Annotated in this window: 21 protein-coding genes; 14 read left to right on the top strand and 7 right to left on the bottom strand. The window is 34.5% G+C overall.

Annotated elements, in window-relative coordinates:
- Window positions 1-159 precede the first annotated feature (159 nt).
- Together ACCQ42_RS02210 and ACCQ42_RS02205 are read right to left on the bottom strand one after the other, a co-directional pair.
- Window positions 160-336 carry a hypothetical protein gene (locus ACCQ42_RS02210; RefSeq protein WP_265214539.1) on the bottom strand — a complete coding sequence of 59 codons (177 nt, stop codon included), beginning with the start codon at window positions 334-336 and terminating at the stop codon, window positions 160-162.
- Window positions 337-574: 238 nt separating this feature from the next.
- The gene (locus ACCQ42_RS02205) at window positions 575-1,288 is read right to left on the bottom strand and encodes a hypothetical protein (RefSeq protein ID WP_410035223.1); all 714 of its coding nucleotides are present in this window, start codon (window positions 1,286-1,288) and stop codon (window positions 575-577) included.
- A 329-nt stretch (window positions 1,289-1,617) separates the two neighbouring features.
- Here ACCQ42_RS02205 and ACCQ42_RS02200 point away from each other — a divergent pair, with 329 nt between their 5' ends.
- From ACCQ42_RS02200 to ACCQ42_RS02185, 4 genes are all read left to right on the top strand, one after another.
- Window positions 1,618-3,543, top strand: coding sequence for an acyl-CoA dehydrogenase family protein (locus tag ACCQ42_RS02200; protein ID WP_106461301.1), 1,926 nt, complete (start codon window positions 1,618-1,620; stop codon window positions 3,541-3,543).
- Window positions 3,544-3,555: 12 nt separating this feature from the next.
- Complete coding sequence (locus tag ACCQ42_RS02195) at window positions 3,556-4,809, top strand: FprA family A-type flavoprotein (protein ID WP_106461302.1); 1,254 nt, start codon at window positions 3,556-3,558, stop codon at window positions 4,807-4,809.
- Between the two features lie 201 nt (window positions 4,810-5,010).
- Entirely contained in the window at window positions 5,011-6,762 is a 1,752-nt protein-coding gene (ilvD, locus tag ACCQ42_RS02190; RefSeq protein ID WP_410035222.1) for a dihydroxy-acid dehydratase, read from the top strand.
- An 85-nt stretch (window positions 6,763-6,847) separates the two neighbouring features.
- Window positions 6,848-7,261, top strand: a complete 414-nt coding sequence (locus tag ACCQ42_RS02185; protein WP_410035221.1) for a hypothetical protein — start codon at window positions 6,848-6,850, stop codon at window positions 7,259-7,261.
- Window positions 7,262-7,354: 93 nt separating this feature from the next.
- On the opposite strand, the gene ACCQ42_RS02180 is transcribed toward ACCQ42_RS02185, so the two are convergent.
- Window positions 7,355-9,271, bottom strand: a complete 1,917-nt coding sequence (locus ACCQ42_RS02180) for a BglG family transcription antiterminator (RefSeq protein ID WP_410035220.1) — start codon at window positions 9,269-9,271, stop codon at window positions 7,355-7,357.
- A 247-nt stretch (window positions 9,272-9,518) separates the two neighbouring features.
- On the opposite strand from ACCQ42_RS02180, the gene ACCQ42_RS02175 reads away from it, so the two are divergent.
- From ACCQ42_RS02175 to ACCQ42_RS02160, 4 genes are read left to right on the top strand one after another with little or no spacing between them, the layout of a single operon-like run.
- Complete coding sequence (locus ACCQ42_RS02175; protein WP_410035219.1) at window positions 9,519-9,956, top strand: PTS sugar transporter subunit IIA; 438 nt, start codon at window positions 9,519-9,521, stop codon at window positions 9,954-9,956.
- 10 nt (window positions 9,957-9,966) lie between these two features.
- Window positions 9,967-10,272, top strand: a complete 306-nt coding sequence (locus ACCQ42_RS02170; RefSeq protein ID WP_106461306.1) for a PTS fructose transporter subunit IIB — start codon at window positions 9,967-9,969, stop codon at window positions 10,270-10,272.
- An 18-nt stretch (window positions 10,273-10,290) separates the two neighbouring features.
- Entirely contained in the window at window positions 10,291-11,307 is a 1,017-nt protein-coding gene (locus tag ACCQ42_RS02165) for a PTS fructose transporter subunit IIC (protein ID WP_106461307.1), read from the top strand.
- Window positions 11,307-13,919 carry a glycoside hydrolase family 38 N-terminal domain-containing protein gene (locus ACCQ42_RS02160; RefSeq protein ID WP_410035218.1) on the top strand — a complete coding sequence of 871 codons (2,613 nt, stop codon included), beginning with the start codon at window positions 11,307-11,309 and terminating at the stop codon, window positions 13,917-13,919. The genes ACCQ42_RS02165 and ACCQ42_RS02160 overlap by 1 nt, the downstream gene beginning before the upstream one ends.
- A 129-nt stretch (window positions 13,920-14,048) precedes the next feature.
- Here the strand turns inward: ACCQ42_RS02160 and ACCQ42_RS02155 are convergent, their stop codons facing one another.
- The 4 genes from ACCQ42_RS02155 to ACCQ42_RS02140 all read right to left on the bottom strand — a co-directional run bounded on the left by ACCQ42_RS02155 (window position 14,049) and on the right by ACCQ42_RS02140 (window position 16,860).
- Complete coding sequence (locus ACCQ42_RS02155) at window positions 14,049-14,645, bottom strand: PepSY domain-containing protein (RefSeq protein WP_410035217.1); 597 nt, start codon at window positions 14,643-14,645, stop codon at window positions 14,049-14,051.
- Window positions 14,646-14,787: 142 nt separating this feature from the next.
- Entirely contained in the window at window positions 14,788-15,357 is a 570-nt protein-coding gene (locus ACCQ42_RS02150) for a PepSY domain-containing protein (protein WP_410035216.1), read from the bottom strand.
- A gap of 126 nt (window positions 15,358-15,483) precedes the next feature.
- Entirely contained in the window at window positions 15,484-16,098 is a 615-nt protein-coding gene (locus ACCQ42_RS02145) for a PepSY domain-containing protein (RefSeq protein ID WP_410035215.1), read from the bottom strand.
- A 159-nt stretch (window positions 16,099-16,257) separates the two neighbouring features.
- Window positions 16,258-16,860, bottom strand: a complete 603-nt coding sequence (locus ACCQ42_RS02140; RefSeq protein ID WP_410035214.1) for a PepSY domain-containing protein — start codon at window positions 16,858-16,860, stop codon at window positions 16,258-16,260.
- Window positions 16,861-17,180: 320 nt separating this feature from the next.
- Between ACCQ42_RS02140 and ACCQ42_RS02135 the strand changes: the two genes are divergently transcribed.
- From ACCQ42_RS02135 to ACCQ42_RS02110, 6 genes are all read left to right on the top strand, one after another.
- Window positions 17,181-17,702 carry a radical SAM protein gene (locus tag ACCQ42_RS02135; RefSeq protein WP_410035213.1) on the top strand — a complete coding sequence of 174 codons (522 nt, stop codon included), beginning with the start codon at window positions 17,181-17,183 and terminating at the stop codon, window positions 17,700-17,702.
- A 144-nt stretch (window positions 17,703-17,846) separates the two neighbouring features.
- Complete coding sequence (locus ACCQ42_RS02130) at window positions 17,847-18,527, top strand: response regulator transcription factor (protein ID WP_106461314.1); 681 nt, start codon at window positions 17,847-17,849, stop codon at window positions 18,525-18,527.
- A complete protein-coding gene (locus ACCQ42_RS02125; RefSeq protein ID WP_410035212.1) occupies window positions 18,508-19,620 on the top strand; it encodes a sensor histidine kinase in 1,113 nt (370 codons plus the stop codon). The genes ACCQ42_RS02130 and ACCQ42_RS02125 overlap by 20 nt, the downstream gene beginning before the upstream one ends.
- 41 nt (window positions 19,621-19,661) lie before the next feature.
- The gene (locus tag ACCQ42_RS02120) at window positions 19,662-19,799 is read left to right on the top strand and encodes a CD1871A family CXXC motif-containing protein (protein WP_199792195.1); all 138 of its coding nucleotides are present in this window, start codon (window positions 19,662-19,664) and stop codon (window positions 19,797-19,799) included.
- Window positions 19,792-20,661: a 4Fe-4S binding protein gene (locus ACCQ42_RS02115; protein WP_410035211.1), complete on the top strand. Its 870-nt coding sequence runs from the start codon at window positions 19,792-19,794 to the stop codon at window positions 20,659-20,661. The genes ACCQ42_RS02120 and ACCQ42_RS02115 overlap by 8 nt, the downstream gene beginning before the upstream one ends.
- Window positions 20,651-21,325, top strand: coding sequence for a TlpA family protein disulfide reductase (locus ACCQ42_RS02110; protein ID WP_410035210.1), 675 nt, complete (start codon window positions 20,651-20,653; stop codon window positions 21,323-21,325). The genes ACCQ42_RS02115 and ACCQ42_RS02110 overlap by 11 nt, the downstream gene beginning before the upstream one ends.
- Window positions 21,326-21,393 lie beyond the last annotated feature (68 nt).

Raw genomic sequence — 21,393 nt, 5'->3', positions numbered from 1 at the left:
GAAGCGGGAAACACTTTCTAGGATATTTACCTTTAAGTTAAGAAAAAATTATGGTATATGGAGAGTAATCAAAAAATTTAGATATATTCAAATTTTTTGTTTTCTATTTTAGCTTTCTTTGTGTGAAAATCTTTTAAGGATTTATCATTAATTTTAAACTTATCTTTTATTAGATTCGTAGATAGCACCTAGGCCATAACCAAGCCCTAAACATATTATAAAGGCTGCTACTATGCCATCTTTAAGGGATAGACTTGCAAATAGACCAAGCATAGATCCTAGCTGGAGACCCATAAGCTTGTAGTTTTTGGTAGCGTTTTCTTGAATGTCGAACATAATTAGTCCTTTCTATTTTTCTATCTCTATCGATTTATCATGATATCTTGATCTTGCAAATATTATACCAGAAAGCCATAACTTTATCAAGATAATGCACTATCTAATTCCTAAAAATTTTATTTTTTTATCAAACTCCTACAGGCAAACCCCTAAAGTAAGCCAATCTTTTAATTTAAATTTTTAAATTCAGGCAAAGAAAAACCAGTAGTTACCTACTGGTCATAATTTTTTGATTTTATGATGAAATTGAAACTGATTTTGCCTGCCCATCTTCTACAAATATAATTAGGGCAAGTCCTGTTTCCTTAACTTCTTCGAAATATTTTACAAATTCATCCCTTGTCATTTCTTTAGCTGGTGCCATACCGCCTACAGCCTCAAATACTGTATCATCATCGATTAGGAAGGAATTGTCTTCTTTATTTTCGATTACTTTGACATTTTCATAATCAGCTGGGTCTTTGAGATAATCAAATGATCCTGATACGATAAGTTTATCATCTTCAATTTTAGCTTCATAAGCAGTAGAAGTGATATAGTCTTTACCCTCACCCTTAAGGCTAGCTATAAGACTTGTCACATATTTACCATCATCTTTAAGAGTATTTTCATCTTCTTTAGATTCTTTATCTTTGGATGGTGCTTTTTCCTTTTTATCTATCTTTTTGTCTTCTTTTTTCATATCAGCTTTTTTAACTTCTATAGTTTCTTTTTTGATATTTTCATCATCTTTATCTGTATTTTCTGCTGTAGCCTTTGCATCTTGGTCATCTCTTGCAGGCTTGTTCTCGCTTGCCTTATTTGGGGTATTTATATCTTCGCCTGTATCTTCGCTTGCAACAGCTTCAGGTTCTGTAATTTCACTTGTTTGTGGTTTAGTATCATCACAAGCTACTAGGGCTAGTGCCATCATTGAAATTATTACTGGTTTTAAAAGTTTATTTTTCATATTCCACCTCACCTTTATTATACCCTAAATAAGATTTTAAAAACTTAAAATCCCTGTAAGTTTTGATAAAATTGGGTATTTATATAGTAGATGAGTAGTAGAATTAGGAAAATGTTTATATTAAAATACTAAGGTAATTAATTTTGATAAAAATTATCATGATTTATTAACCAAGTTTGAAAGATGACATTGTTCTTTTAGTTATCTTGATAAAACTTGCTTTCTACTCAAACAAATTTATAAGATATTTGACAGAAAAAATATTCTTGACAAAACGTTTTCTTAATATTATAATTTACTCATAAGGATAATAATGTAAGGAGGATTATATGCTTTTTAAAACAACAGAACAACACGAAGAGCTTAGGAAAAAAGTTAGAGCTTTCGCAGAAGAAAAGGTAAAACCAATAGCCTTCGACCTCGATCAAAATAACCAATTTCCTGATGATATAGTTAAGGAAATGGGTGAAATGGGCCTTATGGGTATACCATATCCAAAAGAATATGGTGGAGCAGGACTTGATGTTACCTCTTATGCTATAACAGTTGAAGAATTATCTAGAGTAGACGGTGGTGTGGGCGTTATTTGCTCAGCACATACTTCTTTAGGTAGCTGGCCAATCTTTGGTTTTGGTACAGAAGAACAAAAACAAAAATACTTAGTTCCACTTGCAAAAGGTGAAAAAATCGGTGCTTTTGGTCTTACAGAAGAAAACGCTGGTTCAGATGCTGGTGGTACAGAAACTACAGCAGTTCTTGATGGAGATTACTATATTCTAAATGGTAAGAAAATCTTTATCACAAATGCACCAAAAGCTGACATATATGTAGTATTTGCAGTTACTACACCAGGCATTGGTACACATGGTATCTCTGCTTTCATAGTAGAAAAAGAATTTGAAGGATTCACCTTCTCAGACCACTATGACAAATTAGGTATCAGATCATCTTCAACAGCAGAACTTCATTTTGACAATGTAAAAGTTCCAAAAGAAAACTTACTTGGTAAAGAAGGCCAAGGATTTAAGATAGCTATGGCTACCTTAGACGGTGGTAGAATCGGTATAGCTTCTCAAGCCCTAGGTATCGGCCAAGGAGCATATGAATCCGCTCTTACTTATGCAAAAGAACGTGAACAATTTGGTATGCCAATAGCTCACCTACAAAGAAATACATTCAAACTTGCTGATATGGCAACATATCTACGTGCAGCAAGACTAATGATCTATTCTGCAGCAGAACTTAAAGAAAATCACGAAAGATATTCTGCAGAAGCAGCAATGGCTAAACAAGTAGCATCAGACCTTGCAATGAAGATAACAACAGAAGCTATCCAACTATATGGTGGTTCAGGTTATATCAAGGGTGTAGATGTAGAAAGATTCTTCAGAGATGCTAAGATAACACAAATCTACGAAGGAACCAACGAAATCATGAGAGTAGTAGTTGGTGCTAGTACAGTAGGTCGTGCTCCAAAGATGAAAAGAGCAGGCTCTGCTGCTAAATCAGGTCCAATCGCAGGCGTTCGTAAAGGCGAAATCTTCGAAGGAGACCCAAAAGAAGCAGTTAAAAACCTAGTAGCGGCCCTCAAAAAAGATGGCTACGACTTTACAATAGGCATCGACCCAATGACACCAATTGGCGAAGCACAAAGAGTAGTAGTAGCAGGCCGTGGTATAGGTGAAAAGAAAAACATGAAGTTAATAGAAGACTTAGCTTATCAAGCAGGAGCAGCTATTTCATCATCTAGACCAGTAGCAGAAACATTAAAATACGTACCACTAGATAGATACATCGGTATGTCTGGACAAAGCTTCAGAGGCAACCTATACATCGGTGTAGGTGTATCAGGAGCAGGCCAACACTTAAAAGGCATGAAAGATGCATCAACAATAGTAGCAATCAACAACAGCAAAAACGCTCCAATCTTCAATAACTGTGACTACGGTATAGTAGGCGATGCAATGGAAATTCTTCCACTATTAATCAAAGAACTTGATAATGGCCAAGAAAAGAAACCAGCACCACCACAACCAAAAATCAAAAGAAGTAAACCAAGAAAAATGGCTCCAAAAGAAGACGTTTATCTAGACCTAGGTTCAGGATATGAATACGACCCAGAAGTAGGCGATCCAAGCCAAGGAATAGAACCAGGAACACCATTTGACAAACTACCTGACAGCTGGGTAAGCCCAGTATCTGGCGAAGCAAAAGAAGAATTCATCAGAATGGAATTCCCAGAAGATAGAAAGTAGTAGGAGGAAATAATGTATACAGTTAGAAAAGTAACAGATGATTTATATTATGTAGGTGGCGATGATAGAAGACTTGCCTTATTTGAAAATATATTTCCAATACCTGAAGGCGTATCTTATAACTCCTACCTATTAATGGATGAAAAAACAGTTTTAATCGATGCAGTAGACTGGGCAATCACAAGAGAATACATGGTAAACGTAGCAAGAGTATTAGATGGCAGGGACCTAGACTACTTGATTGTTCACCACATGGAACCAGACCACTGCTCATCAATAGAATTGATGCTACAAAGATATCCAAACCTAAAGATAATTTCTTCTGAAAAAGGAGTTATGTTCATGAGACAATTTGGTTATCACGTAGACGATAGATACATCGAAGTAAAAGAAGGCGACACAGTAAGCTTTGGTAAACACGAATTCACCTTCGTAGAAGCACCAATGGTACACTGGCCAGAAGTATTAATGTCATATGACTCATACGACAAAGTCCTATTCTCAGCAGATGCCTTTGGATCATTTATCGCAAACAACGGTAGACTATTCGCAGACGAAGTAAACTGGGATAGAGACTACCTAGATGAAGGACGTAGATACTACACAAACATCGTAGGTAAATACGGTACATTCGTACAAAAGGCCCTAGCAAAAGCAGGTGGTCTAGACCTCAAATATATCTGCCCACTACACGGCCTAGTATGGAGAGATAACTTCGGCTACATCATCGACAAATACGTACACTGGGCAACCTACGAACCAGAAGAAGAAGGTGTCCTAATCGTATATGCATCAATGTATGGTAACACAGAATTTGCAGCCCAAGCCCTAGCAAGCAAGCTATGTGAAAAAGGCATGACCAACATCTCCCTAAGAGACGTATCAAGCACTCACGTATCAACCCTAATAGCAGAAAGCTTCAAATACTCAAACATAGTCCTAGCATCTGTAACCTACAACCTAGGAATCTATCCAGTAATGCTCAACTACCTAGAAGACATGAAAGCTCTAAACCTACAAAATAGAGCAATCTCAATCATAGGTAACGGAACATGGGCTCCACAAGCAGCAGAAAAAATGGAAAAATTCATAGACGAAGAACTAAGACTAATGGACGTTCTACCAGAAAGCTTAGACATAGTATCATCACTAAAGAAAGCAAAAGAACCAGACATGGATGCCATAGTAGATGGAATCTTCGACTCAATGAAGAAGAGAAGAGAAGAAAAAGCAAAAGCAGCTTCTCAAAAGAAGGGCAAAAAATAAGTAAAAATCTAAAAGGCGGGGAAATCCTCGCCTTTTTGCGTGGAATTTTTTTTCAAGCCTACTTATAGGAAATTGAAAGAAGGCTTGAAAAAATCAATCTTCTCCTTATAATGGTAAAAAGTAGAAGATGTCAATTACAATTTAAAATTAATAGTGATAAGTCAACATAAAATCATTTTAAAATTATAAATAGGAGAAAAAATGAACTTAAAATCACAAGAATCTAGAAAAATAGCGCCTGAGCTTGACCCCTTAAGAATAGGAATGGGCTGGGAAATTGATGACTTAGCCAAGGCTCAAATCTACATAGGCTCAACCTTTGGAGACTCCCATCCAGGATCAGCACATTTAGATAGCTTGGTTGAAATAGCTAGGAAGGAAATTTACGATAGAGGTGGATTTGGGTCAAGATATTATTACACAGATATGTGTGATGGCCAAAGCCAAGGAACAGACGGGATAAATTATTCCCTAGTCAGTAGGGAGATGATTGCAAATATGATTGAAATCCAAGCAAGTGCCCTACAATTTGACTCTGCAATTTTTGTAGCATCTTGTGATAAGGGAGCACCCGGCTCCTTGATGGGCATGTTAAGGGTAGATTTGCCAGGAGTATTTCTTCCGGGTGGAGTCATGGCGGCAGGGCCAGAAATGCTAACCTTAGAGCAACTTGGCATGTATTCTGCTCAATATGAACGAAGAGAAATCACCGAAGATAGACTAAACTGGGCCAAGCATAATGCCTGTCCATCTTGTGGGGCCTGCTCTTTTATAGGCACAGCCACAACCATGCAAATAATGGCAGAAGCCCTAGGTCTTGCCCTACCAGGAAGTGCAGTCTTACCTGCCATAGGAGATGATATAAAAAAATACGCTCAGATGGCAGGAGCTAGAGCCTTTGAAATAGCAGGCGATGAGTCTATGAGGCCGTCTAATATTTTAACAAAGAAAAGCTTTGAAAATGCCATCCTAATCCACGCAGCCATATCAGGATCAACCAATGCCATGATGCACCTTCCAGCCATAGCCCACGAACTAGGCATAGAAATAGATGGGGATGACTTTGATAGAATCCATAGAAAGGTAAACTTCCTACTAAATATAAGGCCAGCTGGCAGATGGCCTGCAGAATTATTTTATTACGCAGGAGGCCTTCCAGTCGTGATGAAAGAATGCTATGATCTACTAAATCTAGATGAGATGACCATAACAGGTAAAACAATCAGAGAAAACCTAAAAGATTTAGAAAGATATGGATATTTTGAAAAATGCCAGGACCTTCTTGATAAATTCAATGAGAAATTTAAGCTAAATATCAAAAAAGAAGATATAATATTTCCTTATTACAAACCAATAAGTGTGGGTGGGTCAGTCGCAGTTTTAAAGGGCAACCTAGCCCCAGAAGGAGCAGTCATAAAGCATACAGCCTGCCCAAAAGAGATGTTTGTGGCAGAACTTATCGCAAGGCCTTTTGATAGCGAAGAAGAATGCCTAAAAGCAGTCTTAAATAAAGAAATCAAAAAGGGTGAAGCAGTATTTATCAGGCACGAAGGTCCAGTTGGAAGTGGCATGCCAGAGATGTTTTACACATCAGAAGCAATTTCATCAGACAAGGACCTTGGAGCATCAATTGCCCTAATAACAGATGGTAGGTTTTCAGGAGCCTCAACAGGCCCAGTCATAGGCCATGTAAGCCCAGAAGCAGCCAAAGGAGGCCCTATTGGCCTAGTAGAAGAGGGAGATATAATCGAAATAAATATCCCTGAAAGAAGGCTAAATATAATAGGAATAAATAGGCAAAAATGCAGTAAGGAAGAAGTCGAAAAAACTTTAGAAAAAAGAAGAAAGAATTATATAAGCAAAGATCCAAAATACAAGAGGGGAGCCATCAAAATTTTGATGGAACATTCAGTAAGCCCAATGAAGGGTGCTTATTTGGAATTTGATGATTAGGAGTTTTCAAATACTTACAAAACTTGTAATTAAATTTTTTCTGATTTAATGTTACTATTTAATTAACAAAAATGAGGAGGATATTATGAAAAAAATATTCAAAATCCTAGCCCTAATTTTAATACTTGCTTCCTGCTCATCCCAAGGCAAAGTCAAAAATCCAGCCACCCAGGAATATATAGTAGGAACAGGTAATATAAAGGGCAATGTAGATGTAGATAAATATTTGAAAATAGATCAGAGATTTGAAATAGGGGCAGATAAAGAAGGCATGGCAGTATTCAAAGACCCCCACAAAGCCTACCAGGCCCTCATAGAAAAATACAAAGCTGGCATAAATCTAATCCAAAAAGAATTTGACCTAGAAGACTTAAGCGAAACATCCTATGAGGCCTACAAAACCTACGGCTGGCAAGTAGAAACAGGGACTCCAGAAGAAAAAGACCAAGCAAATTTTGTATCGAGATTTTTTGATATATATGAAAATAGTTTTGAGTAATATTTTTATGAAATTTTTGTTTTAATCTATGTAAAATATATGAAAATATAATATTTAAAAAAATGACCTCTAAGTCAAGTTGTAGAGGTCATTTTATGGTTTTGAAAAAAATATTTCCCAAAAATCATCTATGTTAGATGATTTTATAGATTTTAAAATCCTATTGTCATCATTTAGAAAATCACTCAGATATTTATAAAAATTCTCAATAGTGGATCTTTTTGCCTGATCATTTAAATTTAATAAAAAGACTATGTTTACTGGTTTTCCTTCCCAATCAATCTCACTAGGACTAATATACAAACCAAGGAAATTATTATCTATTACCTGGTTAAGTGGATGAGGAATAGCAACTCTATTTTCTAGGCCTGTACTAGCAAATTCTTCTCTTCTAATTAATTCTCTAAGAAAAATTTCCTTATCAATTATAACATCAATTTTATCGACCATTTCTTTAAGAAGTTCTCCTCTAGTGAATTTGTTGCATTTGTTAGGATTAAAGAAAATATTATTAGCAAAAAGATCCTTTATTTCTTGGATAGATTCTTCGCTTTTTAAAGCCATGAGGATCTTATCTACATCTTTTTTATATAGATAAGCACTTACCTCTATAATTGGGACCTCTGTTTTAAGTTTTATGGGAATTGTTGAAACTATTAAATCGTATGAACTTAAATCCATGCTTATTGCCATTAGATAGTCACTTGTATCCAGTATATTTATATATTTTGAAAATTCATGCATAAATCTATACTTTAGCACTCTTGCTGTAGCTCTACCACTAGCACAAATAAGAAGAATGTTCTTTTTGTTTAGATTATCCCTTATCTTAGCTAGGGAAGCGCTGAAGTGTAAGGCTATGTAACCAAGCTCATCTGGATTTATATTAATTTTGTAAATATCGTTAATATAGGATGCACAGAGTTTTGCACATTCCATAGCTATGTGATCTCTTTTTATATCATCTAAGAGAGGATTTTTAAGTTTGATACCGTATTTAATTCTCTTAATCATTGGTGTTAGGTGAATAGTGAGTGATGATTTTAAATCGGTATCGTTTGATAAGTCAATAGAGAGGGTGTTTCTAATTGCCATTAAGGATCGTTCAATGATTTGTTCAATGTTTTCGTTATATTCTGATGGAATATAGGAATCTATTTTACTAAGGAGATTTATATATAAGTACTCAATTTCTTTATTATCAAGCTTAAGATTAAAAAGTTTTTCTGCTTCTTTTGCTATACTTAGGCTCAATTTATATATTGATGAATATTTTTCATAAATTGGTTCATTTTTATTATCATTAGATATTAAAAATCCCATATTCACTCTTGAAATTGATATTATTAAATAGTTAATAAAGTTATTGTATTTAACGAGGTTTGTATCGAATCCATATTCCTTAAATTTATTTAGGACAAAGGAACTTATTTGATTAGTTCTATAAGTGCTTATTTTACTAACTTCTTGTAAGATGTTACTATTAAATTTAGAACTTTCTTCTATATATTTTACAATAAAAGATCTTACATCTATCTCTTGCGCTTCTATCTTCATTCCATAATGAGGTTTAGAAATTATATTTATGTTGTTTTCAGATAGAATTTCTCTAACAATTTTCAAATCTTGGTTTAATTGAGACCTGCTTATATATAATAAGTCTAGAAACTCATCAGATTTAAAATAAGATTTTTCTCTTGCCAAGGTTAAAATTATTTGATTAACTCTATATTCTTGATTGTTCAGATCATCATTAAAGGCATAATTAGGCCATTCTTCTTTGACAAACCTATAGAATTTATTTTTATCACTTAATATAAACCTATAACCAACACCTGATTTGGATTCAATACGTGCTCCGTTATTTTTTAAAAGTAAGTTTAATTCTTTGATATCTTCCCTAATCGTTTTACTAGAATACCCGACAAATTTAGAAATATCGTTTGCAGTATAAGCTTTAAAATCATCGGTTAGGATTTCAAATATCTTTTTAATTCTATTTTCTTTCATTTCCATCCTCTCTTTAGATATAAATAGCTCATTTAATCCTATTATATCATCTTTTTACTTATTTATTATTTACATTTCTTCCACAAGTCTACTTAACTTGTGGAAGAAATGAATAAGGACAAATATAAGTATTTGATATATGATATAAGCAACAGGAAAAGGTATTCTTAATCAGATATCATTTTTCAAAAAGTAATATAAGGGGGCGATATTTTAGAAATGAAAAAATATGAAGGGAGGTATTTATGTGTCTTATATTGAAAAATCAAATATCATATACAATCTAGAGGCTAAAAATAAGTATGAAGCTATCAAAGCTCTAGCAAAGAAATTAGATAATAACGGTTATTTAAATGATTTTGATGTATTTTTAGAAGATGTAATTGAAAGAGAAAACCAAATAACTACAGGAGTTGGTAATGGGATTGCTATACCACATGGAAAAAGCAAGGCTATAAAAAAATCAGCTATAGCAATGGCAACTTTAATCAATCCCATTAACTGGGAAAGCCTAGATGGTGAAGAAACAAAATATGTTTTTTTATTGGCCATAAAGGATGGAGATGGAACAGAACATTTAAAGGTTTTAGCGAACTTATCAGCTAAATTGATGGATGATGCTTATATATCATCCATAAAAGAATCAAAAAGTTTAGATCAATTATATGAAGCAATTAATATTTAGGGGGTAATAAATGAAAATAGTAGCAGTAAGTGCATGTATAGCAGGAATAGCTCATACTTATATGGCAAAGGCAAATCTAGAAAAATTTGCAAAGCAATTAGGTCATGAAATAAAAGTTGAGACCCAAGGAGCAATGGGATTTGAAGATAAGCTATCTGAGGATGATATTAATCAAGCGGACGTAGTGATTTTTGCTGTCGATACAGTGGTGAGTGAAAGAGATAGATTTGATGGTAAAAAAATTTATGAATTTGGCACTAATGAAGTAATTAAAGATGGTAAATCAGTTATAGAGAAGGCAACAAGCGAACTTTAATTATTAGGAGGAAAATTTATGAAAAATAAAGGTAAGGAAATTTTAAGGCATTTACAGACTGGCGTTTCTTATTTAATTCCACTTTTAACAGCGGCAGGTTTGTTAACATCAATTGCTGTTATATTTGGTGGCTTAAGCGTTTGGGATGAAACAGAAACATTCTGGGGAGTTCTCAGAATGATTGGACAAACAGGTTTGAATTTTATCGTTCCAATGATTTCAGCTTTTATAGCATTTTCAATTGCTGATAGACCGGGCTTAGCACCAGGATTTGTTACTGGTATTATAGCTTATAATATGGGAACAGGATTCTTAGGCGGAATGATTACTGGTTTACTATGTGGTTATCTAGCACAAGAATTAAAGAAAATTCCTATTCCAGCTAGAGTTCAAACTCTTAAAGTTTTATTTATTATCCCTATAATTACAACCTTCGTAACAGGTTTGCTTTTATGGTATGTAATAGGTACTCCAATTTCAATGATGACAGAAGGGGTTTCTAATTGGTTAAATGGACTCTCTGGTGTAAATAATGCTATTTTAGCAGCTGTAATCGGTGCAATGATGGCTTTTGATATGGGTGGTCCTATAAATAAAATAGCCTATGCTTTTGGAATGGCAGCATTTACTGATGGAAACTACGCTATAAGTACAGCTATGCTTATTGCAATAGGCCTACCTCCATTTGGTATGTTCTTAGCTACTCTTTTAGCACCAAAACTTTATTCTGACTCTGAAAAAGAAAATGCAAAATCTGCTATAGTAATGGGAATAGTAGGAATTACAGAAGGTACTATACCATTTGCTGTTGCAGACCCACTAAGAGTTATACCAAGCATAATGATTGGTACTGCTATATCAAGTAGTATGAATGCTCTATTTGGAATTACTCATGCCACAACAATGGCAACATTCTTTGCGATTCCATTTGTTAACAATATACCTTTATACCTAGTATCTATAGCAGCTGGTGGTATTGCTACAGCTCTAATAGTTAATTTCTTAAAAGGTAGAAGTCAAAAGAAGGAAGCTTAATGAAAAAAATACACTTAGTAAATCATACTCATTGGGACAGAGAGTGGTATTTTACTCTCCAAGATTCACTGGTATTAAGCGATATAGTTTTTTCGAAAGTTATAAATGAACTAGAAAACAATCCAAATATGAAATTTGAGATAGATGGTCAAGCGTCTGTAGTTGAAGAATATTTAAGATGTAATCCTAATGATATAGGAAGGGTTAAGAAGTTAATAGAGAATAAACAATTGTTCATCGGACCTTGGTATACACAAACTGATTGTTTATTAGTTACTGATGAATCTATCTTAAAAAACCTATTGATTGGTATTAGGGAAGCAAATAAAATGGGTGGGTCATCTATGTGTGGATATTTGCCGGATACTTTTGGCTTTAATGCTCAACTTCCTAGTCTATTAAATCATGCTGGAATAAACAACTTTTTCTCATGGAGGGGAATTGACTATGGTGTTAATGTTGATGCACCATATTATATTTGGAAGGGACTTAGCGGCAAAAAAGTAGTTGGTGCAAGCTTCCCATATGGATATTCTATTGGTGCTATTTTTAAAAAGGATTATGAAGATCCAGATTATTTTGCAAATACAAGAATAAAAAATTATGTGGATTTCATATGTCAGTGGAAAAATTTTAATAACATTTTAATGCCTGTAGGTGGAGATCAAAAAAATATTACACCGAATTTTGAGGAATATGTGGAAAAATTAAATGAACTATCTGATTATGAAATATTAATAAGCGATTATCAATCTTTTGCAGATGATTTAATTGAAGAGGATTCTTTAGTTGAATATGAAGGAGACTTAAGAGCACCTAGATTTTCTAGAATACACCGTACAATTGGTGGAATAAGAATGCCTCTAAAATTAGAGAATTTTGATATTGAACAAAAAATGATAAGAAGAATTGAGCCTTTAGCAGTAATAGCAAAAAGTTTAGGTATCCATTTATCAACTGAAATAATAGTTGAAATTTGGAAAAAAATTCTTCAAAACCATGCTCACGATAGCATTGGTGGATGCGTATCGGATGATGTTACAAAAGATATTTTGCAAAGGATAAAAGAAGCAAATGAATTAGCTGATGGCGTTGAAAATTATATTAAAAAATATATATCAGAATCATTAAAGTTAGAATATAATGAAATATTAGTATTTAATACTGATCCAATCCCTTTTGAGGGCTATAAAGAAATAGAATTCATTAGTAAAGAGGAAAATATAAGATTTTTAAACCATGGAAAATCAATCCTTATAGATAAAGAGTATATACCAGGTAGAAACAATATAAAGTTATGGAATTCTGATGGTGACACATATATTAATGAAGATGGATATTATAAAATAAAAGCTAAAATCTATTGTAAATTACCAGCTATGGGCTACAAAGTAATTAGCTTTGAAGAGTCAGATTCAAGTTTAGATAATCTTCAAAAAGTGACAGGTAAGAATTATATTGAAAATAGTAAATATAGATTTGAATTCAATGATGGATCTATAGATATGATCTGTGAATCAAATGTATATAAAGATTTTATTAGGTTAAAAGATATGGGAAATGGAGGAGATACATATGACTTCTCGCCTATACCAGAAGATAAAGAGATAATATTATCTTGGGAAAACTTTGAAGTTTATGAATATGATGATTATAAGATCATGGTGGTTAGAGGAAGTGAGAAACTTCCGAAAAATCTAGAAAATAGATTAAGTAATAACGAAATGGAAGAAGTTTCTTATGAGTTAAAAATCACCTTGATAGAAGGAGAAAATGCCAAGTTTAACTTAGTCTTCGATAATACTATATATTCTCATAGGCTAAGATTATCTGTTAATACTAATAGTGATTGTGGCAATTCTTATTCTCAAATTCAAAATGGATTCTATGAATATGATAATAAAATCATTGATGAAAATTGGAAAAATATTTATGAAGAAAAGCCAGTTAATATATACAATATGGATAAATCTGTATCTTGTACTAACGAAGAACAAACAGTAACCATATTTACTAATGGTTTGAAAGAATATGAAAAAAATGAGGATAGAATTGATATAACATTATTATCAACCACTAATCAACTTGGAAAACCAAATTTATTGTGGAGACCTGGAAGGGCCTCAGGGGATACAACAAATGCTGGTCACATCATGATGCCAACCCCATTAGCAGAAGAAATAGGATTAATTGAGTATAAGTTTGGCATTTTAGTAAATGATGGACCAATAGATGAGGAGTTAATATCAAAAGAAAGTGCGCTAAGGCTGTCACAAGATATAAGCTACCAAAAACAAGAACTAAATAAATTTGTAAATAGGTTAGATAATAAGATATGGTATGATTTTGAGTATTTAGAACTGCCAAGAGAGTATTCACTATTTGAAAATATAGATAATGTATTAATGACTTCAATATATCCTGCCTTTACAAATGATGATGGTTTTGTAATAAGATATTCTAACCCAACAAATAAAGATAAGAATCTTAAGTTCGAAGGGCTTGAAGATTACGAAATAAAATATTTAGATGCTGTAGAAAATGAAATAGAAACAGATTCAATAATTAGAGCTTATGACTATAAGACAATTTCTATATCTAAAAGAGTTTGATAAAAATCAATCTGATAAATAGTTTATAATCAATTAAGATCTCTAGAAATAAAAATAAGCAAAAACCAGAGCTAAAGTATTATAAGCTCTGGTTTTGTATTGGTAGAATTTTTAGAATAAATCAAGGATTTACATTACCTTCTTATTGATAGCATTAACAATGATTTCCTTGCCATCTTTTAATTCAAATTTGTATTTTTCGCCTTCGCCGTCGTTATAGAGTTTCCATTCTTCTATTTCTCCGCCGCCATTTGATTCTAGGGCTATGTGCATGGCTTCTTCTGGTGGGATGGCCTTGCCTAGGTCTACTGGGTTTTCCTTATCGGCTGCCTTTTCCATTTCAGCTTCTGTTGTTTCTGCTGAGTTGGCATTTACTTTTAGCTTATATTCATCGCCATTTTTCTCGCCTTCAAAGGTATAGTAAGCTTCTCCATCTTCAACTTCGTAGCTTACCTCTGTAAGATTGTAAGGAGCACCACCCACGTGGCTTTCAAATTTGTAGCTTGCTGCCTTTAGGGTAACCTTGTTGTCTGGCATTACCATTTCAGCTGTAGTTTTTTCTTTATTGTCATCTGCTTGATCAGTAGCTTGTTCTTTATTATCGTCAGCAGGAGCTTCTGCTTTTTCTTCAACTTTAGTTTCTTCTTTGGTATTAGCTTTTTCACCATTGCATCCAGCAAAAACAAAACTTGTTGCTAGAAGTAGAGCTAGTATTTTTTTATTCATATTTTCCCCCTTATAAAAGCTTTGAACATTAGTATTATACCAAAAGGCCTATGTTTTACAAATTATAGAGTTTAATGTCTATTCTATATCAAAAGCTTTTTAGACTTGATAAATCAATTAAATTGTAGCAGGATTTTTTAGTCTATTTTATTATCTCTCCCGTTGACCCGTTGATTTTTATATCTCTGCCTTCTGCTATATTTATGTAGTAAACTGCCTTTTTATCTTCGATTTTTAACTCGTATCCCTTTACCCAAGCGCCTTTACTTTGCTTCTCTAGGGCCTTTTCCATTGCATCAACGCCAGAAATAATATTTTTGAAGTCTAGGGCGAGTTTTTTATTGGTAGTGTCTTTTTCGATTTTTTCTTCTAGGATTTGGGCATTGTCATCGATTTTTAGCTTATATATCTTTCCGTTTTTAAATCCCTCAATATTTAGGATGAAAAGCTCATTGGTAAATTCCATTTTTATTTTATCTATATTTATTGAATCCATGTCTGCCTCACCAAAGTTGTGGTTGTGGAATATTTTTAGGGCGTCATCTAAGCTTTTTGCAAAATCTGGGACAGGTTTCTTTTTTATTTTGGAAATTTTCGTATTTTTATTTTCAACTTGCCTTATACCTGTTTCACTATTTTCCTTATTTGTATTATTACATCCCGTTAGCAAGAAAACAAAGGCTAATAAACCTATCAACACTTTTTTATTCATCTATATCTCCATAAGAATCTCTTTGTTATTGAGATTATACTAAATAGCTTTGCCTTATCAATTTTTATTGGTTTGCTTTGATTTTAGCGAAAAAATAGACCCATTTGGGCCTATTAATTTTAGAATTTAGTTTCTTTTTATTATGTCGCCTGTTGTGGCGTCAATTTTTACGTCCTTGCCATTATCTAGCTCTATGTCGTAGACTACCTTGCCGTCTTCAATTTTTAGTTCATATTCTTTGACTTTAACATCTTCAGCTTGGCCTTCTAGGGATTTTTCCCAGGCGTCCTCACCAGAAATTATCTTAGTAAAATCTATGGCAAGTTTTTTCTTATCGTCGTCATCTTCGATTTTTTCTTCTAAAATTTTGCCATTGTTGTTTATCTTAAGCTGGTATTCTTTGCCATCTTTAAAACCTTCAATGCTATAGATTATATCCTTATCTAAGATTTCTACCTTAATTTTATCGAAATTAAAAGAATCAGCTGATGCATCTCCGAAATTATGTTCGTGGAAAATTTTGACTGCGTCTTCCATATTCATGGCCACTTCAGGAGCTTTTTCTTTATCTGTGTCATCAGTTTTTTTGTCATCTTCAGAAACTTCTTTTACACCTGTATTTGTATCTTCAACCTGGCTTGGTTTTTGCTTGGCATCTTCTACTGGCTTTGCATCTTTATTGCCACAGGCTCCTAAAATAAGGCTTGCTAAAAGAATTAGGCTTAAATTTTTGATTTTCATATTTTACTCCTCTTATATAATATTAGCTCAAAAAAGGAATTCCTGTTTTCTTAAATATATTGTACCAGAGATTAGAAAAGTTCAATATTTCTTACAAAAGTTTTAAGATTTGTAAGTATGATAATAAAAAAATAGACCCAACCGGGCCTATTTATAAAATTATTTGATTATTTCACCTGTCGCTGCATCAATTCTTACATCTTCTGCATTTTCTAAGTCTATGTCATAGACTGCTTTGCCATTTTCTACTTCTAGCTCATAGCCTTCGATATAAACATTTTCAGCTTGACCTTCTAGGGCCTTTTCCATGGCTTCTTTGCCTGTTATTATAGCTTTTCTATCTATGGCCATTACCTTTGTGTCATCTTCTGCTTCTGTTTTTTCGCTGATGATTTCAAGAGTATTGGCATCTAAAACGGCTTCGTATTCTTGACCATCTTTAAAACCCTTTACGCCATAGCAATATTTGCCATTTTCTTCGTCAAGTTCTGCACTTGTTAGCTCGATTGCCTCATCTTTATAGTGGGCATAAAAAGCGTCGATTGCTTCTTCTAGTGTTTTTTCTGTGGCTGGGATTGGATCTTTTGCAGCTGTGTTTGCATCATTTGCTACTTCCTTTACTGCATCATTATTTTCTGCTACTTGGCTTTCTTCTTGTTTTACTTCTTTTGCTCCATCATTAGCTGGCTTTGCTGCTTGATTGCCACAAGCGCTAAGGACTAGGCCTGCTGCTAGCATCATTATTAATTTTTTATTTTTCATTCTATCTCCTTCAATTTTCATCGTCTTATTTTACTTTATACCCAAGGATTGCAGGTTTTAAGCAAATTTTCCTTTTTTCTGTATGAGGACCATGTATATATTTATTTTTGTGGTAGAATCCAGGTAAGATTTGAAGGAAATTTTAGGGAGGTGGTTTTATCAATAGGTATTCAAAGATTACGAATAAGACTAAAAGGGAGATTGTTCTTTTAAAGGCTAGGCCTTGCAAGTGGGGCAAGTGTAGCTTTTGTGATTATATAGATGACAATGAAGTCGATGAAAAAGCGATTGATGAGGTCAATTTTGAGGTTTTAAAAAATGTGACCGGAGAATATGGGGTCCTAGAAGTCATCGATTCGGCTTCGGTTTTTGACCTGACTGATTCGACTCTTGCTGAGATAAAGAGGATTGTAGATGCTAAAAATATCAAGCACTTATTTTTTGAGGCCCATTGGATTTATAGGAATAGGCTAGATGAGATTAGGGATTATTTTAAAATTCCTATTACCTTTAAGACTGGCGTTGAGACTTTTGATAATGATTTTAGGGAAAAGGCCCTTAGAAAGGGTGCGACCTTTACAGATTATAGACAGGTTAAGAAATATTTTGATTCTCCTTGCGTGATGGTTGGAATCAAGGGCCAAACTAAGGAGATGATTGATAGGGATATGGAAATAATTAAGGAATTTTCTCATGCAACTGTCAATATTTTTATGAATAATTCCACTCCTATAAAGAGGGATGAAGACCTGGTTAGCTGGTTTGTCGAAAAGTACAGGTATCTTGAAGATGATCCAAGGGTTGATATCTTATTTGAAATCACTGATTTTGGAGTGGGTTGATCAAAATTTATTTTAAATGGCTTGTTAGCAAGTAAATAGGTCTTTTGACTTGATTTTACATCTAGCAAGCCATTTTTATTTGCTAAACTTTATCTAAATTTAACAAGGATTTGATATAATTATACTAGAAAGTTAGGAGGTTTTATGAAGGTTCTTATTGTTGAAGATGAACTCGACTTGCTTGATTCTGTTGCCGAAGGGCTCAATCTTTTGGGCTATGCGACTGATAAGGCAAGCGATGGAGACACTGCCATTGATATGGCTTATGTGGAAAATTATGATATCATCATTCTTGATGTGAATTTGCCTGTTAAGGATGGTTTCGAGGTTTTAAAGTCTATTAGGTCTTTTGATAAAGAAGTTGCAATCATCATGCTTACAGCCCGTTCTGATATAGAAGATAGGGTGGCAGGACTTGACCTTGGGGCTAGTGATTATATGACCAAGCCCTTTGCCCTTAAGGAGCTTGATGCCAGGATGAGAAGCCAGCTTAGGCGCAAGCAAGTTCACACTGAAAGTGAAATTGCCATAGCAGGACTTGTCTTTGATACGGCTAAGAGAGAGGCTTCCTATCAGGGCAACCCTATTAGCCTTACCAGCAAGGAGACAGGGATTTTGGAATATTTGTTCTTAAATTCTGAGCGTTTTGTCCCAACTGAGGAGCTTATCGAGCATGTGTGGGACTCTAATGTGGATGAATTTTCAAACTCGGTTAGGGTTCATATGTCATCTTTAAGGAAGAAAATCAAGAAGGTTTGCGGCAAAAATCTGATTGAAAATGTGATAGGCAGGGGCTATCGTATCCATGAAACAGAAGTTTTATGATTCGATAATTTTTAAACTCATAGCATCTGTTGTTATAATTTTTATAGTTATGCTCCTTGTAGTCATGTATCTTGTAAATCGCAAACAGTCCATGGTTATAGATGCTGTGATGGAGGAATTTCAGACCAATTTGCCCTTTAGGGACCATTCGGTGGTCCTCTTTGTGGATTCGTCCAAACTCCAATTTACCAGCGATTTTAAAATCTATCTTTTCTTCATAATCACCTGTGTGATCATAGTTGGGTCCTTTGTTTTCGCTCTAATTATCAGGAAAATCTTGGCACCACTTAAAAATCTCCAGGAAAAGATAAGTGATGTGGATATAGATAAGCCAGAAAGCTTTGAAAATCTGGCCCTAGTTGATTCTACATCGACAGAGATTGTCGAGCTTTCCCAAAGTTTTGACAAGATGCTTAGGAAAATTTACGCAGATTACAAGAGACAGAAGGATTTTTCTTCAAATGTGGCCCACGAACTGAGGACTCCTATTGCTGTTATGAAGAGCCAACTTGATGTCTACAAGCAAAAAATCCACACAGAAGACTCTATGAAGATGGTAAGGGTCCTTGAACACAATGTAGACAAGTTAAACGGCCTTGTCGATGCGATTTTGTCCTTGAGGAAGAAATCTCAGCTTAAGCTTAGCAAATTTTCCCTAGAGAGCTTGGTCGATGAGATAATCTTGGACTTAGAAGATAAGGCAAGTGATAAGAATGTCAGCCTTGCCTATGAGAATTTAGATCTAGATATCATAAGCGATGATTCCCTCATGCAGAGACTCCTTTACAATATTATTGACAATGCCATCAAATATAATAAGGAAGGCGGTTCTGTCAAGGTCAGCGGGGAAAAATCTGGTGATGAGATAAGGATTTTGGTTAAGGATACAGGTATTGGCATAAGCGATTCTGATAAGGCTAGGATTTTTGATCTTTTCTACCAGGTGGATAATTCTAGGGGAAGCGAGGGCTATGGGATTGGCCTTTCCCTTTCAAAAACTATAGCTGACATGCTAAGGGCGGATATTGATATCAAGGAAAACGAGCCTTGCGGGTCAATATTTATTATAAAAATCCCTAAGTCTTTATCATAACTTAACAAGGCCTATGTTATCATGATTAAGGAAGGTGAGAAATGAAAAAATATAAAAAATCACTGGCCATCTTAGCCCTAAGCCTTGCCTTCATTGGCTACGGGCTTTATAGAAAAGAGGCCGACACAGTCTTTATGAAGGCAATTAACTTATGTTTGGAGTGTATAGGAATTGGATAGAGTAAAAAATAAAAAGAGAATGATTATCCAAGCCCTATCAACCCTAGCTCACAACTTCCACTTACCCAACTTCCTAAAGGGAAAGATTTACCAGGGTCCTGGCAAGAAAATTTGCCTGCCAGGCCTTAACTGTTATTCCTGCCCAGGTGCTGCAGGATCTTGTCCTATAGGAAGTCTACAAGCTGTAATTGGCTCAGCCAAGTACAGGGTCTCCTTTTATGTGATGGGCCTTATGATGTTTTTTGGTGTCATGGTCGGTAGGCTTATATGTGGGTTCTTGTGTCCTTTTGGATTTTTCCAAGACCTATTTTATAAGATACCAACAAAGAAGTTTTCCACCAAAAAACTAAAGGTCCTAAGATCAATTAAATACATAATCCTAACTAGCCTATTAATATTTGTAGGCTTTGCCTTGAAGGGAAAATACGAAGTGGTTCCCCCTTATTTCTGCAAATATATTTGCCCCCAAGGCATAATGGAAGCAGCCCTTCCTCTAGCAAGCAAAAATGCCAACCTAAGGATGGCCCTAGGACCGCTATTTAGGATGAAATTTGTAATATTAATAATTACAATAATCTTATCAATCATATATTTTAGACCATTTTGTAAGTGGATATGCCCACTTGGAGCCTTTTATTCCTTGTTCAACAAGTTTTCCTTCTATCAATTGGAACTAAGCAAGGATAAGTGCATAAATTGCGGCAAGTGTGCTAGAGTTTGTAAGATGGATGTGGATATAAGACAGTCAACCAGTCACTTAGAATGTATAAGATGTGGCGATTGCCTAAAGGCTTGTCCAACAAAGGCAATCACAAGCGAATTTTTAAATATCAAAAAGAAAGAGGAAAAAGATGAAAAATAATATCAAAAAAGGCCTAGGAGCCTTAGCCCTAGTTCTAGTACTTGCAGGATGTGGAAACAGCGCACCAAAGGAAGAAGCTAAAGATAAGGGAGCTGAACAAGCCCAAGAAATGGCAGTTCCAGAAGGACAAATGCCAGAAGGAGCTCAAATAACAAAAGATACAACTACAAAAATCGAAGATGTAGACCAAAGCCAAAGACCAACAAACCTAGGCAAGTTTGAAGCGACAGACCAAGAAGGCAAGAAATTTACCAACGAAGATTTAGGAAAATATGATGCAACAGTCATCAACCTATGGTTTACAGGTTGTTCTGCTTGTATACAAGAAATGCCAGAGCTAAATAAGTTAGCAGATGAATTCAAAAAGGATGAAAAAGTAAACTTCGTAACCCTCTGCACAGACAGCGAATACGATGACTCAACAAAGGCAGCCTACAAGAGAATAATTGACGAAAACAAGCCAACCTACCAAGCCCTAGGCGTAAAACAAGAAGGCGACATCAAAAAATTCATCGACAACATTTTTGCCTACCCAACAACAATAGTAGTAGATAAAAATGGCAATGTCATAGGAGATGATGTAGTAGGAGCAATAGCAAATAAGGACCAACAAGAAAAATTGATGAAAAACATCGAAGCTGCAAAAGAAGCAAGCAATAAGTAAAAACTCAAACCCCTTAATAACTTTTTTCCCGGCAAGAGCCGGGATTTTTTTGCCCAAAGATTGCCTTA

Origin of the sequence: Anaerococcus kampingae, from assembly GCF_046365475.1 — a bacterium.
In the GTDB taxonomy this organism is placed as follows: domain Bacteria; phylum Bacillota; class Clostridia; order Tissierellales; family Peptoniphilaceae; genus Anaerococcus; species Anaerococcus kampingae.
The sequence above is the reverse complement of the archived record's forward strand: the minus strand, read 5'-3'. Positions and strand labels throughout refer to the sequence as shown.